Below are 15332 nucleotides of genomic sequence, written 5' to 3'. Positions count from 1 at the left end.
AAAAGCTTTCCTTTTTTTATGCTCAAAAAAAAGACTGTCTCACTTTTGAGACAGCCTCTTTTATTTTTTAATGTAACCGGATATTATACCTGTTCTTTCAAATGTTTCGCAACCATTGCTTCCAGATCATCAAGATTAAAAGGTTTTGAGACATAATCATCAGCTTTTGCTTCTGAGGCCAACGCAACAATATCATTATTGGCTGTAACATAAATGACAGGAATATGTTTAAATTCCTCGGTGCTTTTGAGAAGTTTTGTAGCTTCTACCCCTCCTATTTTAGGAATCCAGTTATCCATCAGAATAACATCAGGCTGATAGTCTGCCACTTTCTCAAGGATATCGTGTGAAGTCTCTGAGATTTTGACATCATACCCGTTTTCTTCAAATATGATGGTGATCACTTCTAAGATAGCCGCTTCATCATCAAAAATTAAAATCTTCTTTTTACTCATATTATGTAGATTATTCTATTCTGAAATATTATAATTGTTTTATATAATCCGCTAAACCGGCGGGCGTGATAATTAAATCATATTCAATTTCTTCTATGGCATGTTTCGGCATAAATTCCACTTCTGCTGTTTCCGGATCCTGAATCCATACCTGCCCGTTATTTTTTTTAATATAGCTTAGTCCTTCTACTCCATCGGCATTAGCTCCCGATAAAAGGATACCAATCAGATTTTCCCCATAAATTTCTGCTGCTGACCTGAAAGTAACATCTATAGAGGGACGGGAATAATTCATTTTTTCCGAGCTGTCCAATGACATCCATTGTGTGTTCTCAAACAACAAATGATAGTCTGCGGGAACAATATATATGGTGTTATTATGAACTTCCGTTTTATCTTCAACCTCTATGACAGGTATTTTGGTAAACTGCTGCAGTAAAGTACGCAGAATATCTCCCGATTGAGCTTTACGATGCATCACCAGTACAATGGGAACAGGAATGGTATGATCCAGGTTTTTGATCATTTCTATAATGACCTGCAAACTTCCTGCTGATCCGCCGATAACAATTAACTCTGTATTGGTTTGTGGTTTCATTCCGCTCATTACTAGTGGTGATCAATTTTTTTCCAGATTTTCTGATCTTCAACCTGATGGTAATTTTTGTCGATAGCAGAAAACCGAAGGGTTTCTTTTGCTCCCAATGCGAGAAAACCTAAATTTTCCAGGCTGTTATCAAAAAGTCTGAATACCTTTTCCTGAAGTTCTCTGTCGAAATAAATCAGTACATTCCTGCACACAATCAACTGAAAACTATTGAAAGAGCTGTCTGATACAAGGTTATGTGTTGATAAAATCAGTTTTTCCTGTAAGCTTTTATCAAATCGTACACTATCATAATTGGCAGTATAATAATCCGAAAAGTCTTTTAATCCGCCTGAAAGCATGTAGTTTTCCGAATACAGTTTCATCTGCTGCAAAGGGAAAATACCAGCTCTGGCTGTTTCAAGAACAGCGGGGTTCAAATCGGTTCCATAAATCAGAGACTTACTGTAAAGACCGGCTTCTTTCAGCAGAATGGCTATAGAATATGCTTCTTCTCCTGTTGAACATCCTGCAATCCACACCCTGATGAGCGGATAGGTTCCCAACTGAGGCAATATATTATCCCGCAGTGCTTTAAAAAAAGAAGGATCCCGGAACATTTCCGTAACATTTACTGTAACTTCTTCAACAAAACGTTTTAAGTACTCTGTATCATTCATCACAGTGTATCTGAGCTCTGCAAAACTGGTAAACCTGTCTAAAAGACATATACGGTTAACTCTTCTTTTAAATGAAGCCCTGCTATAACCCGAAAAGTCATAGCCATACCTGTCATACACATCTCTGATGAGATATTCTACTTCTTCATCTTTTATGATACTTGGTTCCAGCATCTATGAAAGTTTTTCTATTGCCGTTATTAAAAGATCCACATCAATGGGTTTTGTTACGTAATCATCGGCTCCGGCTTCCAGACATTTCTGGCGGTCTTCGGGCATTGCCTGTGCGGTGACAGCAATCACCGGAACATGTTTGATTTCCTGAGTATCCCTTATCATTCTTACAGCTTCATATCCGTCTATGCCAGGCATCATCATGTCCATAAGAACAACGGAAAACTGAGGATCAGATTTGATCATTTCCAGGGCATCCTGTGCCATTGTAGATGATTCCACTGTATATCCACGGGCTTTAAGGGTTAGTTTTAAAGCAAATATATTGCGTGGGTCATCATCCACGATTAAAATTTTCTTATTCATCAGAATTTTATCTGTTTAACTTTCATACAACCAAACACGAAGGAGTGATAATAGCTGATCTATATCGACTGGTTTTGAAATGTAGTCCGAAGCTCCTGCTGTAATACATTTCTCCCTTTCTCCGATCATTGATTTAGCAGTAATAGCTATAATAGGCAGTTTTTTAAATGCCGGCATTTTTCTTATTTCCTTTATTGTCTCATAGCCATCCATTTCCGGCATCATCATATCCATCAGAATAACATCGATATCCGGATTGTGACTGATTTGCTCCAAAGCATGTTTTCCATCCATCGCTACAATGACCTCAACTTTATATTTTTCCAGGGCTTTGGTTAAAGAAAAAATATTGCGGACATCATCATCAGTAATGAGTACTTTTTTACCACTCAGGACTTCTGTTAAAGAACCCAGCATTCTGCCTGTATTACCTTCGGCCGAACTGTTTTTTTCCTCCACCAAATGTAAGAATAAACCAACCTCATCTAAAACTCTTTGATAGGAATGTGCAGTTTTTACAACAATAGAATCTGCATATTGCTTTATTTTCAGTTCTTCTTCTTTAGACAAATGATGTTCCGTAAAAATAATGATCGGTAGATTTTCCAGTCCTTCATAGCTTTTGATTGATTCTATGACGTGATAATCATTGGCTTTCGTGCTTCCGATATCCAGAATCACACAGTCAATAAGGTCTGAAGTAAGTGCTTTTACACTATCCTCCACATTATGTTCCACAGATAAGGAAATATTAAAATTACTCAGGAAATAAGACAATGCGCTGGCATGTTTGGCATTTTCTTCGACAATTAAAACTTTTTGAGGTCCTTTTTGTAATGCTTCTTCAATTTTCCTGAATACATCCGTCATTCTATCCAGAGCCACAGGCTTATTGATAAAGTCTACCGCTCCTTTCATCAGGCTTTCTTTTTTCACATGCAGGGCAGACATCATATGTACCGGAATATGTTTTACCTGAGGATCAGACTTCAACTCGTCCATGACTTCCCAGCCATCTTTTACAGGAAGCTGAATATCCAGTAAAATAGCATGCGGATGATATTTCTGAGCCGCCGAAAGACCGTAATCTCCTCTTACGACCACTACCCCTTTATAGTTCTGCAAGCGGGCATATTTCAATAGAGCTTTTGCAAAATTGGTATCATCTTCAATGATAAGGATGATTTTGTCCCCTTCCTGAATATTCTCTCTGTCGTCCTCCACATCTTCAGGAATTTCCAACGTATTCTTTTTAACCGTTTCTCCTTCATCAAGGATATTCTGAATTTCTTCAACATCTTCCCGTATAATTTCCACCAGATCCTGATCCGTTTCGGAATAAACAACTTCAGTAACCTGATGCACAGGAATAATGAAGCTGAATTCACTTCCTTTATTGAGTTCACTTTTCAGAACAAGCTCACCTCCTAAAAGTCTTGCAATTTCACGGCTTATAGAAAGTCCCAGACCCGTACCTCCAAATTTTCTTTTTGTAGATCCGTCAGCCTGCTGGAATGCTTCAAAGATAATTTTCTGCTTATCCTCAGCTATTCCGACACCGGTATCTTTTACAGAAAATATAATAAAATCAGGTTTTTCAGAATGTTTTTTGATCAATAAACTGATGCTTCCTTTTGTTGTAAACTTTAAAGCATTGGACAGCAGATTTCTTAATACCTGATCTATACGGAGGCGGTCGCTTTCAATAACAGGCTTCACGTCCGAATCAATTTCGATATTGAAAGGAAGGGCTTTTTCCTGAAATACAGGATTAAATAAACTCTTCAGATCTTTTACAATTTCTTCAATAACCACTTCCTGATATTCCAGGGTCATTTTACCGGATTCTATTTTAGCCAGGTCAAGAATTTCATCTATTAATGTTAATAAGCTTGTTCCAGAACTTTGAATAACTTTGGCAGATTCCACCTGGTCTTCGTTAAGGTTTTCATCCGGATTTTCTGCCATTAACCGCGATAACAGAAGGATTGAATTAAGCGGTGTACGCAGTTCATGAGACATATTGGCTAAAAATTCAGACTTGTATTTGGTGCTGAGTGCCAGTTCCTCTACTTTTTTCTGAATCTCATTATTACGTTCAGCAATCAAATGATTCTTTTCTTCCAGCAATCGTGAGCGTTCCTCAAGCTCTGCATTGGCCTGCATCAGCTCTTCCTGCTGTACTTTGAGCTCTTCTTCTGAGGCCTGAAGCTTCTGTGTCTGTGCTTCCAGTTCAGTATTAAGGTTTTCAAGCTCAGAGTGCTGTACCTGCAATTCTTCAGACTGTGCCTGGGTCTCTTCCAGCAGCTGCTGTTCTTTTTCTCTTCCTTTTGCCGCATTCAGGGCTATTCCTATATTGATGCAGCATTCTTCAAAATAGCTGATTCTGTCTTCTTCAAAATTAGAAGTAGATCCTAATTCCAGAACTCCTATCGCATGGCCGTCTGCAAAGACCGGTATCAGAATGATGCCATAGATCTTAATGGTACTGCTGGCAAAAGTTACTACAAAATCATCTTCATGAAGATTATTGTATACCTGTGTTTTAGCATTCATGAAAGCCTGGCCCACCATTCCTTCACCCGGCTCAAAAGTCTGTTTCATATTGGCTTCCAGACCAAATGCTTTGTTGAGCTTCAGGACACCTTCGTCAAAAAGATATAATGAACCGTTAATACAGTTTCCGTATTCAATCAACTGATGTAAAGCCCTGCCGGCAACTTCTTTTACTGATTTATTTCCGACAAGGGATTCATTCAGTAAAGCAAGACCTTTCTGGCGCCAGTCGCTTTTATTAATTTTTTCAAAAGATGTTTTAAGAGATTCGGTCATGTGATTCAGGGATTCTACAAGATCCCCAAGGTCATCCTCTGCGTTATCTACAGCTTTCTCGCTGTAATCACCATTGGCTACTCTGTTCGCAATTTTTTGAATAGCACTTACACGGCGTGTCATTTCCTGATCTTTATCCCTCAGCATTTTTTCCAGCTCATCTCTCCTGATAAGATCTGCCCTCATTTTAAAATAGAAAAATGTGGTCACAACTACCGCAGCCAGTGCAGAAAAAACAATAAAAAGAACGGTCGTTTCTGATGAGCGTGTTAAATCTTTGTTTTTGATTTCAACCTGGCTTTCTTCATACTGCACAAAATCTTTTACAATTTTACGACACTCGTCCATATAAGTTTTACCGGTAACGATTTGCTGCTGGGTCATCACAATACCCTTCCGTCTGTTTTCCACCAGATTTTTCAGGTTATCCATCACCTGGCTCACCGCCACTTTTAATCCGGCAAGTCTTTCCTGTTGATTTTTATCCTGGACCCCAAGTGATTCTGCAAGCACCAGCGCTTTGGAGTATTCTCTTAGTCCGCGTTTATAGGGTTCGAGAAAATCTTCTCTTCCGGTCAGCTGATAGCCCCTGTTTCCTGTTTCAGCATCCAGCAAAGCTACAAGAACATCCTTAACAGCCGTTACAGAACGCCTGCTTTTGGAAAGACTCTCACGGTGATTCATTTGATTCTGAATACTCCAGTATGAGGCTATCGAACTGGCTATCAATATCAAAAGTGAAAGACCTATTCCAAACTGAAGATTTCGTATAATTTTTTTCGGCATGAAAATTAATTTAATGGTAAGGTAAAATAAAACGTAGATCCTTCATCTACGATACTGGAAACCCCGACGCTTCCATGGTGCTGTTTGATGATTTCTGAGCAAATAAACAGCCCGATTCCCATTCCCTGAAACTGCAGTGAAGATTCTTCCACACGATAGAATTTCTTGAATACGGCCTCCTGTTTAAAGTCAGGAATTCCGATTCCAAAATCTGTAACATTCACTCTCACTTCCTGGGCTTCCTGATCCACAAAGGTGGTTACAATCACCTGGTTATTATGAGGGGAATATTTGATTGCATTGGTGAGAAAATTAATCAGCACCTGCTCGATACGGATTTCATCCAGGGGAATTAAAATATCAGGTTTTACCCCATGGCGTTCAATTTTCACCTGGCGTTCATGGGTTTGTTTTATGGTCTCAATCGCATTACTGATCACATTTTCCAGATTCACCGGCTTTTTATTGATTTTCAGTTTTCCGTTTTCAATTTTCGAAACATCAAGAAGATCCGTGATGAGTGTATTCAGCTTTTCAATCTGGCCCTGAACTTTTGTGACAAATCCTGCTTCTGAGCTGTCTTTATCAAGTTTCAGCTTCCTTTCCAATAGCTGAACATAGGCTTTAATACTGGTTAAAGGAGTTTTTAATTCGTGGCTTGCAATACTTAAGAATTCATCTTTTTCTTTTTCCACTTTTTTCTGATCGTCAATATCGGTAAATGTTCCCACCCAGTTTTTAATACGGTGTTCATCATATACAGGGGTTACTCTAAGCAAATGATAACGGTAATGGCCCGAAATAACATTTTTAATTCTGATCTCCAGTTCAAGAGCTTTTCCTTTTTTTCTGCATCTTTCCAGTTCTTCGCTTATATTATGATCATCAGGATGTGTTTCCGGGAAATTCTGTTCATTGTCTGAATATTGATACCATTTACCATTAACGAAATCAACCGCACCTTCTTCATTCAGAGTAAATGCAATCTGTGGAAGAGACTCCAGCATAAGATGAAAATGATCTATCTTGGATTTCATCGTCACCTGAGATTCGCGTCTTCCTTTGACTTCAAGTTCCAGATTCTGCTGTGTTTTTCTCATAGCTATACTCTGTTCCTGGAGATTATAAAAAGTTTTTACTTTAAGCAAAAGAATTTCAGGATCCACAGGCTTCGTTACGTAGTCTTTACCACCGGAAGCGTAACCTTGGGTAATGAATTTTTTATCGGTATTAACAGCGGATAAAAATATAATAGGAACATCTTTGGTTTTACTGTAGTCTGCAAGTGTTTCTGCAACTTCAAAGCCATCCATATCAGGCATCTGAACATCTAAAATAATTAAGGCATAGTCATTTTTCAATGCTTTGCCAAGAGCCTCTTCACCGGAGCTGGCCGTTTCAACCTGGAAATCTTTAGATTCAAGTAATTTTTGAAGAGAATAAAGATTACTTTGGTTGTCATCAACAATTAAAATCATAGAAGTTAAATCAATAATTAGTTACGGATACTTTAGCCTCAAAAATACTCACAATATTTGAGAAAACAGTAATTTTTAAAGGTTTATGCATAAGGATTTCATACCACATTTTTCACGAAAAACAGCAATGGCATAATGATTGAAATTATTTACAATATTTTTAAAAAGTCTCTCTAATTTTCAGAAAATTAATAATTATGAAAAAAACAATAAGCTGTATGAATATTGATCACGAGATCCTTTACTCGTTCGGGGGTGCGAAAGTCATCTATAAGGCTAAAGAGTTTATTTTCAAAGAAGGTGATTATTCACAATATTATTTTCAGATTATCAGCGGAAAAGTAAAACTGAACACCTTTACTGAAAACGGAAAAGAATTTATTCATAATATATTGGGTAAAAATCAAAGTTTTGGAGATCCGCTTCTTTTTATTGATAAACTTTATCCTACCAACGCCATCAGTTTACAGGACACAGAAATTATAAGGATGCCTAAGGATCATTTCATGGAAATGCTTACAAGAAATCCTGACATATCCCTTGAAATGAATATGTGTTTATCACAAAGACTCTATTATAACAATCTGATGGTCCGCAATCTGGCATTAGCAGATCCTATCCAACGGCTGAAAGGTGTAATGGATTATCTGAAAAGTTATCATGACGAAGACTGCCAGCAGTGTTTTCCCATAGAACTTACCCGCCAGCAAATTGCTGATCTTACAGGACTGAGAGTTGAAACGGTGATCAGAACGATAAAAAAGATGGTGCATAATAAAACTATAAAGCTGGAAGGCCGCAGGATTTTATACTGATTATGCCTGAGCTCTTATTCATCAACCCATCAGAATTTTAAAAATAGATTATAAATAAACCATAAATAAAACAGATGGCCGAATTTTTTAGATTCCGGCCATCTGCTTAAACTAACCTTAATTTGTTTTTTTTCTCCATTCTGCCTTCACATCTTCAGCGGCATCCTTAGTGCTTTCCCATGCTTCATCTGCCTTGTCCTTAATATCTTCCCATGCATCTGAAACGTTTGATTTTACCCTATCCAGCCAGTCTTCCTGAGTTGCTTCCTCATCATTATTCCTTTTTTCGTTGATATAATCTTTAGCTTTATCCGCCAGTTCACTGATCTTCCACTTCGCATTATCAGCTGCATTTTTTAATGAGTTTTCTGTTTGGCCTACTGCATTTTCTGCTTTGTTGTAATCTGAATTATTCATAATATAATATTTAAGTATTTGGTATATAAATAAACAATGTTCATGCCTAAAAAACAGACATTATGTTAAAATATTCTTAAAATTAAACAGGAAAGCACTTTATTTTTTCTTTCCACTAAGGGTTCTGATCATTCCTTTGAATATAAAACCATGAAATGGCAGCACCATCAACCAGTACAATCTTCCCCAAAGACCTTTTGGACGAAAAACAGCTTTTTGCCAGATCTTATTTCTGTAAATTTTAAACATCAGCCAGGCTTCTCCGGGCAGCTTCATTTCGGCAAATAATATAAGTTTTCCTTCTTTACGGTCAGCATATAAAACGCGCCAGAAGTCTAAAGCATCTCCATCTTTAAGGTCTGAAGGATGCCTGCGTCCCCTTCTCAATCCGGGGCCGCAAACAAGCTTATCTAGAAGTCCCCTTATTTTCCAAAGATCCTGCCCATACCAGCCATAATCTCCTCCTAACTGAAAAACCCGGCTCATACAGGCTTCCCTGTCATCATACTCTTCACTCCGGAGGTCCGTAAAACAACCGTATTTCGGTACATCCCGGTATTCTTTCAAGGTTGAATCATTACGACTGCTGATGAAACTGTCTTTCCAGCTGGAAATGATTTCGTTGGCCTGAATTTTTGCAAGGGTTCTCTTCAGTGCTGTATCATATGAAAAAGGCTGCACACCGGTAATTAATTTGATCTCAGCAAGACTTTCAGGACGGCAGACTACTTCTACTTTCATGCTTCCTACCAATGCTTTGGCCAGATTATAAGAGGTTGAAGTAATAAAATAGAGCCAGTAAGAAGACAATCTGGGCGTCATTACAGGCAAAGTAAAAATCGTTCTTTTAAGGCCTCTTACTTTTGCAAACTGCAACAGCATATCTTTGTAAGTCAATACATCATCACATCCAATGTCAAAATTTTTCTGATAAGCAGCTTTTTTAAACAAAACAAAGATCAGGAAATCGAGCACGTTGGCAATTCCTATAGGCTGACATTGGGTATACAGCCATTTGGGAGCTACCATGACGGGCAGTTTTTCAACAAGATCCCTTATAATTTCAAATGATGCACTTCCTGACCCGATGATAATTCCTGCGCGAAGAACTGTCGCGGGAACCCTGCAGTCCATCAGAATTTTTTCAACTTCGTATCTTGAATTCAAATGCTTTGACAGCTCTTTTTCATTCACCAGTCCCGAAAGATAAACGATATGTTTACATTGGGTCTTTTCAATATAACCCGAAAAGTTGGCTGCACATTTTTTTTCCGAGTCTTCATAATCAGCAGTATTACTCATGGAATGCATCAGATAGTAAGCTCCTGCAATATCTTCGGGAATATTTTTAAGTGTTTCCGGCTTTAGAAAATCAACTTCAATAACTTCAATGAGCTGTTCGTCGATATCCATATCTCTTGTAAAACGACCGGTATCCCTGCAGCAGCAAACGACTTTATATCCCTGCGCGGCAATCACGCTGATCATTCTTCTACCGATATAACCGGTAGCACCTGTAAGCAGTATTTTTTCCATAATTATTGGATTAAACAGATCAATAAATATTCCGCCTGTCTGAAGTCCATTATATTTTTTCTAAAAAATGACCAAAATAGTCTTTCTTTTTAACAAGATAGCCTGCATTCATCTCATTGGAATCAATTTCCAAAGGAATCCTGCTTTTGAGAATGATGCTGCTGTTCTCAACAGATTTAATCTTGTCAGGATTATTGGTTAACAGATTGATTTCTTTCACATCCAGCAGATTCAGCATTTCCACTGCCACATCAAAATTTCTTCCGTCAGCGGGCAAACCAAGTCTGAGATTAGCTTCAACAGTATCTAATCCTTGTTCCTGAAGTGCATATGCTTTCAGCTTATTGATGATCCCAATATTCCTTCCCTCCTGGCGGAGATAAATGATCATTCCTCCTTTTTCAGACATATATTTCATTGCTGCATCAAGCTGCTGACCGCATTCACATTTTTTAGAATGAAAAACTTCTCCTGTAATACATTCAGAATGAAAACGGACATTAACAGTTTTATTATAATCTGTATTTTCTGCTACCAGAACCAAATGCGGACTCCAGTCTTCTTCATTTTCCGAGAATGCATATATAGTGAATAGTCCGTAATCTGTAGGTATTCCTGATTGAGCCTGTATTCTAAGCATACGTTTCGATTTTAATTAAATTTGAGAATTTATTTATCAAAAGGACTTTTCTTATCCTGCTTCACCCAGATGAGTTTAGAGGTATCATACCCTATTTCCTGCGCCTTGCTGATAAATTTCTGCTTTATGTTTTCAGGAATGGTTTTTTCACGGGAAAGAATCCAGAGATAGTCCAGATTTTTTCCTGCAATCAGTGCATATTTGTACTCTTCCAGGGCAACTACATTATATCCGGCATAAAAAGGTCCGAAAAAACTCACTTTCAGAGCGGCCACATTTTTTTCTCCTCTGAATTTAGCAGTACCATTGGCAGAAACCCATTTATTCTTTTTAAAATTATATCCACTGTTGACTACATTTACATTTCCGTCTTCAGTAAGGCTATACTGGGCGATTGCATTATCAAGGTCTTTTTCAAATCTATAATCGAATCTGGCAATCTCGTACCATGTTCCCAGATACCGGTCCACATCAAACTGACCAACAGGCTGCGCTTTTTCGGGCATCGAAGAACAGGAAGTCAAACTGTTTAACAATCCGAAACCCAGTAATAATGTAAGAATGATTCTATTTTTCATTTTTAGTTATTTTTTTAAAGAAATAAATATTGAGTAAAAACTGACTGTAACCATAAACAGCATCTTCAACAGGAATAGTCCCCATTCTGACGCCTAAAAAGTCACCAGGATTGTAGTTCACAACAGGTGACGGAATAAAAGATCCCGTCAGGATTCCATTCACAGCAAAAAATCCGGGCATCAAAACCAGATATACAAAACTTGCTTTACCGATCCATTCTTTTTTGGCAATAAAATGCAGATAAGAAAGCGTAAGCACTGTTACAATGATAGTAAGCAAAGTATAGATCCTGTCGTAGTAAAGAAGCCCCACAACACTGAGAACAATAACTGAGGTAAAAACAATCAGATTATTAAAGAGGTCTGCCCGATTGAATGTAAAAAATTTTTCCAGGCAGTAGTATGTAAAAACACAGGCAAAAGGAATACAGTAAAAGAACAGCCACTCTTCCAGAGGAAGCCCTGCTATTTTAAATCCTAATGTGTAACGATCATCAAACCACCACACTCCTTTTCCGGTAAACCATATATCCCATAGGATAAAAGGAACTGCTACAATAGTGGACGACAGGAAAAACTTCAGGAAAAGTTTATTAAACTGTATCCTACGGTCAAAAGAAGCCAAAAAGCAGATGATGACGGTGAAAAAATTGATCAGTATGTAAGTGTATTGCATCATTTTTTATTGAAATACATTTTAAAATAAATCATAGGAACCCACAAAAAGCCGAAGCACTCTCCTTTTTCTTTCCCCAAATGTTTGTGGTGCTGTTTATGGGCACGCCTGATAGCAAGGAAATACGGATTCTTTGTTTTGGTAAAAACTTTTGCTCTCTGATGAATAAAAATATCATGAACAAAGAAATAGGCCATCCCGTAAAGGCTTATGCCCAAACCGACAAAAAACAGATAACTGAATCCCTGCCTTACTCCTGCATATAACAAAGCAATAGCAGGGCTGGCAAAAATGAAAAAGAACAGGTCATTTCTTTCAAGTTTTCCATCGTTGCTATGATCATGATGATCCTTATGCAGATTCCATAGAAAACCGTGCATAATATACCTGTGAATAAGCCATGTGGCTCCTTCCATGGAAATAAAAACAAGTAAAACGATCAGAAAATTCATGTTAATGATGCTTGCGGTTAAAAAGATCATTCAGAACGCTGTATCTGAAATCGAAAATGTTTTTGAGCTTTTCTTTAACAAATAAGCGATGAGCAACCCTTCCAAGAATTCCCAAAGGAAGTTCATAAAATACAGTATCTTTCATTAACACACCATTCTCATCCGGAATGAACTCATGAAAATGGTTCCAGTGCCTATAAGGCCCTTCTTTCTGAAAGTCTGTAAAGCTTCTGCCTTCTTTTACCTGGCTGATAATCGTTTTCCATTTCATCGGGATTCCCAATACCGGAGAGACGGTATAATCTATTTCCATTCCTTCAAAAATAGGTTCGTCCTGTATATCTGAAAGCACCACAAAATTCATACTTTTAGTCGTTATTTCAGATAAATTATGAGGAGAGGAAAAGAATTTCCATGCGGTCTCCATATCACAATTCAAATATTGTTCTCTATATAATCTGTACATCGTTATTTTTTTATTGAATTAAATTCTAAACCATCTTCCAAACAAATGAGTAATCAGAAATAAGCAGATTTGTATCTTATATAACTTTTAAATGCAACCAATAATTTCTGCGAATTGGCAATCCTGATTCTTTGCTGCAAAATATGCTGGGAACTTGTTTTCTTTATTTTTTCAAATAATGACAGATAGTACCTGTATGCGAGATATACTCCAAAAAGAGAAGAACCTGGCAGCTTCTTGATTCCCTGCAATGCTTCTCTGAATTCTTCTTCAATTTCTTTTTCAATCTGAGCTTTAACGGTATTATCAAAGACAGACATATTCAATGAGGGAAAATAAGTTCTGCCCAAAATCTGGTAATCATCTTTCAGATCACGTAAAAAATTAACCTTTTGAAAAGCGGAACCCAGTTTCATAGCAAATGGTTTAAGTTTTTCAAATTGCTGTTTATCACCTCCTGTAAATATCTGCAGGCACATAAGTCCTACTACTTCAGCAGAGCCGTAGATATATTCATTATAGAGATCTGAATTATAATCTATTTTTTGCAGATCCATCTCCATGCTGTGCAGGAACTGGTCGATCAATTGAATATTGATATCATACTGACGCACGGTTTCCTGAAACGAATGCAAGATAGGATTGAGTGATATTCCCTGCTGTAATGCATCGTACGTTTCTGCTTTTAATCTTTTCAACAGCTTTTCTTTATCATATCCATGAAAGCTATCAACAATTTCATCCGCAAGGCGTACATACCCATAAACAGCATAAATAGCAGGTCTTATAGAAGGCTTCAGAGCCAATATCCCTAATGAAAAACTGGTACTGTATTTTTGAGTGGTGCACTTACTGACCTCGTAAGACAATTCATCAAACAACTTTTTCATATTATTTTATTTTAGTTTATTAACCTCTTGCGCAACAATTTTCCCGGAGATAACAGATGGAGGAACTCCGGGCCCGGGAACCGTTAACTGCCCGGTATAAAAAAGATTACTGATCTTTTTGTTTCTTATTTTAGGTTTCAGGACAGCAGTCTGCGATAAAGTATTGGACAGTCCGTAGGCATTCCCCTCATAAGCATTATAATCCGAAATAAAGTCACTTACACAATAGCTTCTTTTGTATTCAATTCTGGAAATAAGATCATTTTCTCCTGTATGCTTTTCGATTCTTTCAAGCATTTCCTTCAGGTATTTTTCTCTTACAGCTTCCTCATCGTGTATTCCTGGTGACAGAGGCAATAGTAAAAAGAGATTTTCACAGCCTTCCGGAGCTACACCGGGATCTGTTTTTGAAGGACAGCACGCATAAAAAAGGGGTTTCGAAGGCCATTTTTTATTGACATAAATACAGTCTATATGATTATCAAGCTCATTTTCAAAGAACAGGGTATGATGTTTTAAATCAGAGATTTTCCCTTTGATTCCGAGGTAATAGATCAGGCATGAAGGAGCAAAGGTTTTAGTCTTCCAGTAGGCATCATTATAGTTCCTCAGAGATTTAGGAATTAGTGTTTCGGTATGGTGGTAATCTGATGAGGCAATAACTGCATCAAATTCATAGTCTTTATCCCCAGCCGTTACTGACACTACTTTCCCGTTTTCTGTATTCAGCTTCTGAACATCCTGATTAAAATGAAAAGTCACTCCCTGTTTTTCCGCTACGTCCTTCATGGCCATAACAAGCTGATAAAAACCTCCCATAGGGTATTTTGTTCCCAACACATATCCTCCATAATTCATAAGGCTGTAAAGTGCCGGAATATCACGGGGCGAAGCACCCAGAAATATAACCGGAAATTCCATCAGAGATCTGAGTTTCGGGTCAGAAAAATACCCTGAAACGTATTTCCTGAAATTACTTAAAAGATCAAGCTTCAATGCACTGCCCGCTATTTTTAATGAAGCAAATTCCAGCCAGCTGTAACAGGGCTTTGTCACAAAGTCTTTCATCCCGACCTCGTATTTAAACCGGGCAGACTGCATAAATTGATCATACTTTTTACCCGATCCGGCCTCCGTATTTTCAAATAACTCACGGATGTCTTCATTTTTTTCAGGAACTGAAATCTTTTCTTCTGAAAAAACCATTTCAAACTGAGGGTCTAAGGATACCAGTTTAAAATAATCAGCTGCTTTACAGTTGAAATCGCTGAAAAAACCTTCGATAATATCAGGCATCCAATACCAGCTCGGCCCCATATCAAACACATAGCCTTCTTCCGTTTTAAATTGCCTTGCACGTCCTCCCGGCTGATTATGTTTTTCAAAAACATGCACTTCATTTCCGGCCTTTGCCGCATAAGCAGCCGCAGAGAGCCCGGAGAACCCTGAACCTATTACCGCTATTCTTTTTCTTGATTTTTCACTACTCATCGTCATTTTTTTAA

Annotated in this window: 16 protein-coding genes; 1 reads left to right on the top strand and 15 read right to left on the bottom strand. The window is 37.8% G+C overall.

Features of this window, described 5'->3' with window-relative positions; all coding sequences use genetic code 11:
* Window positions 1-83 precede the first annotated feature (83 nt).
* From AC5YGI_RS14665 to AC5YGI_RS14640, 6 genes are read right to left on the bottom strand one after another with little or no spacing between them, the layout of a single operon-like run.
* The gene (locus AC5YGI_RS14665) at window positions 84-455 is read right to left on the bottom strand and encodes a response regulator (protein ID WP_047422842.1); all 372 of its coding nucleotides are present in this window, start codon (window positions 453-455) and stop codon (window positions 84-86) included.
* A 28-nt stretch (window positions 456-483) separates the two neighbouring features.
* Window positions 484-1062, bottom strand: a complete 579-nt coding sequence (locus tag AC5YGI_RS14660) for a chemotaxis protein CheB (RefSeq protein WP_228406491.1) — start codon at window positions 1060-1062, stop codon at window positions 484-486.
* A 2-nt stretch (window positions 1063-1064) separates the two neighbouring features.
* Entirely contained in the window at window positions 1065-1895 is an 831-nt protein-coding gene (locus AC5YGI_RS14655; RefSeq protein ID WP_496168799.1) for a CheR family methyltransferase, read from the bottom strand.
* On the bottom strand, window positions 1896-2261 hold the full coding sequence (locus AC5YGI_RS14650) for a response regulator (protein WP_330745975.1): 366 nt from the start codon (window positions 2259-2261) through the stop codon (window positions 1896-1898).
* 15 nt (window positions 2262-2276) lie between these two features.
* Window positions 2277-5879, bottom strand: a complete 3603-nt coding sequence (locus AC5YGI_RS14645) for a response regulator (protein WP_446106195.1) — start codon at window positions 5877-5879, stop codon at window positions 2277-2279.
* Window positions 5880-5884: 5 nt separating this feature from the next.
* Window positions 5885-7357: a hybrid sensor histidine kinase/response regulator gene (locus tag AC5YGI_RS14640; protein WP_330745973.1), complete on the bottom strand. Its 1473-nt coding sequence runs from the start codon at window positions 7355-7357 to the stop codon at window positions 5885-5887.
* Between the two features lie 197 nt (window positions 7358-7554).
* On the opposite strand from AC5YGI_RS14640, the gene AC5YGI_RS14635 reads away from it, so the two are divergent.
* Complete coding sequence (locus AC5YGI_RS14635; RefSeq protein ID WP_330745972.1) at window positions 7555-8172, top strand: Crp/Fnr family transcriptional regulator; 618 nt, start codon at window positions 7555-7557, stop codon at window positions 8170-8172.
* A gap of 117 nt (window positions 8173-8289) precedes the next feature.
* On the opposite strand, the gene AC5YGI_RS14630 is transcribed toward AC5YGI_RS14635, so the two are convergent.
* From AC5YGI_RS14630 to crtID, 9 genes are all read right to left on the bottom strand, one after another.
* Window positions 8290-8589, bottom strand: a complete 300-nt coding sequence (locus AC5YGI_RS14630; RefSeq protein WP_496168795.1) for a hypothetical protein — start codon at window positions 8587-8589, stop codon at window positions 8290-8292.
* 99 nt (window positions 8590-8688) lie between these two features.
* Complete coding sequence (locus tag AC5YGI_RS14625; RefSeq protein WP_496168793.1) at window positions 8689-10125, bottom strand: SDR family oxidoreductase; 1437 nt, start codon at window positions 10123-10125, stop codon at window positions 8689-8691.
* Window positions 10126-10174: 49 nt separating this feature from the next.
* A complete protein-coding gene (gene ribA, locus AC5YGI_RS14620) occupies window positions 10175-10765 on the bottom strand; it encodes a GTP cyclohydrolase II (RefSeq protein WP_446106197.1) in 591 nt (196 codons plus the stop codon).
* 29 nt (window positions 10766-10794) lie between these two features.
* Window positions 10795-11343, bottom strand: coding sequence for a lipocalin family protein (locus AC5YGI_RS14615; RefSeq protein ID WP_496168791.1), 549 nt, complete (start codon window positions 11341-11343; stop codon window positions 10795-10797).
* Entirely contained in the window at window positions 11333-12022 is a 690-nt protein-coding gene (locus AC5YGI_RS14610) for a lycopene cyclase domain-containing protein (protein WP_454509850.1), read from the bottom strand. Before AC5YGI_RS14610 ends, AC5YGI_RS14615 begins: the two co-directional genes overlap by 11 nt.
* Complete coding sequence (locus AC5YGI_RS14605; RefSeq protein WP_496168789.1) at window positions 12019-12471, bottom strand: sterol desaturase family protein; 453 nt, start codon at window positions 12469-12471, stop codon at window positions 12019-12021. Before AC5YGI_RS14605 ends, AC5YGI_RS14610 begins: the two co-directional genes overlap by 4 nt.
* 1 nt (window position 12472) lies before the next feature.
* A complete protein-coding gene (locus tag AC5YGI_RS14600; RefSeq protein ID WP_496168788.1) occupies window positions 12473-12937 on the bottom strand; it encodes an SRPBCC family protein in 465 nt (154 codons plus the stop codon).
* 53 nt (window positions 12938-12990) lie between these two features.
* The gene (locus AC5YGI_RS14595; protein ID WP_330745965.1) at window positions 12991-13827 is read right to left on the bottom strand and encodes a phytoene/squalene synthase family protein; all 837 of its coding nucleotides are present in this window, start codon (window positions 13825-13827) and stop codon (window positions 12991-12993) included.
* A 6-nt stretch (window positions 13828-13833) separates the two neighbouring features.
* Window positions 13834-15318, bottom strand: coding sequence for a bifunctional phytoene desaturase/3,4-desaturase (gene crtID, locus AC5YGI_RS14590; RefSeq protein WP_496168787.1), 1485 nt, complete (start codon window positions 15316-15318; stop codon window positions 13834-13836).
* Between the last annotated feature and the right edge of the window lie 14 nt (window positions 15319-15332).

It is taken from the genome of Chryseobacterium sp. CS3K3.1 (genome assembly GCF_059515165.1).
This window is presented reverse-complemented; position numbering and strand designations above follow the sequence as displayed.

Excerpts from the sequence above, each read along its gene's own strand:
- ribA (WP_446106197.1), bottom strand. The coding sequence starts at position 10,765 with ATGCTTAGAATACAGGCTCAATCAGGAATACCTACAGATTACGGACTA.
- AC5YGI_RS14650 (WP_330745975.1), bottom strand. The coding sequence starts at position 2,261 with ATGAATAAGAAAATTTTAATCGTGGATGATGACCCACGCAATATATTT.
- AC5YGI_RS14665 (WP_047422842.1), bottom strand. The coding sequence starts at position 455 with ATGAGTAAAAAGAAGATTTTAATTTTTGATGATGAAGCGGCTATCTTA.
- AC5YGI_RS14625 (WP_496168793.1), bottom strand. The coding sequence starts at position 10,125 with ATGGAAAAAATACTGCTTACAGGTGCTACCGGTTATATCGGTAGAAGA.
- AC5YGI_RS14615 (WP_496168791.1), bottom strand. The coding sequence starts at position 11,343 with ATGAAAAATAGAATCATTCTTACATTATTACTGGGTTTCGGATTGTTA.
- crtID (WP_496168787.1), bottom strand. The coding sequence starts at position 15,318 with ATGAGTAGTGAAAAATCAAGAAAAAGAATAGCGGTAATAGGTTCAGGG.
- AC5YGI_RS14600 (WP_496168788.1), bottom strand. The coding sequence starts at position 12,937 with ATGTACAGATTATATAGAGAACAATATTTGAATTGTGATATGGAGACC.
- AC5YGI_RS14630 (WP_496168795.1), bottom strand. The coding sequence starts at position 8,589 with ATGAATAATTCAGATTACAACAAAGCAGAAAATGCAGTAGGCCAAACA.
- AC5YGI_RS14640 (WP_330745973.1), bottom strand. The coding sequence starts at position 7,357 with ATGATTTTAATTGTTGATGACAACCAAAGTAATCTTTATTCTCTTCAA.
- AC5YGI_RS14595 (WP_330745965.1), bottom strand. The coding sequence starts at position 13,827 with ATGAAAAAGTTGTTTGATGAATTGTCTTACGAGGTCAGTAAGTGCACC.
- AC5YGI_RS14605 (WP_496168789.1), bottom strand. The coding sequence starts at position 12,471 with ATGAATTTTCTGATCGTTTTACTTGTTTTTATTTCCATGGAAGGAGCC.
- AC5YGI_RS14660 (WP_228406491.1), bottom strand. The coding sequence starts at position 1,062 with ATGAGCGGAATGAAACCACAAACCAATACAGAGTTAATTGTTATCGGC.
- AC5YGI_RS14635 (WP_330745972.1), top strand. The coding sequence starts at position 7,555 with ATGAAAAAAACAATAAGCTGTATGAATATTGATCACGAGATCCTTTAC.
- AC5YGI_RS14645 (WP_446106195.1), bottom strand. The coding sequence starts at position 5,879 with ATGCCGAAAAAAATTATACGAAATCTTCAGTTTGGAATAGGTCTTTCA.
- AC5YGI_RS14655 (WP_496168799.1), bottom strand. The coding sequence starts at position 1,895 with ATGCTGGAACCAAGTATCATAAAAGATGAAGAAGTAGAATATCTCATC.
- AC5YGI_RS14610 (WP_454509850.1), bottom strand. The coding sequence starts at position 12,022 with ATGATGCAATACACTTACATACTGATCAATTTTTTCACCGTCATCATC.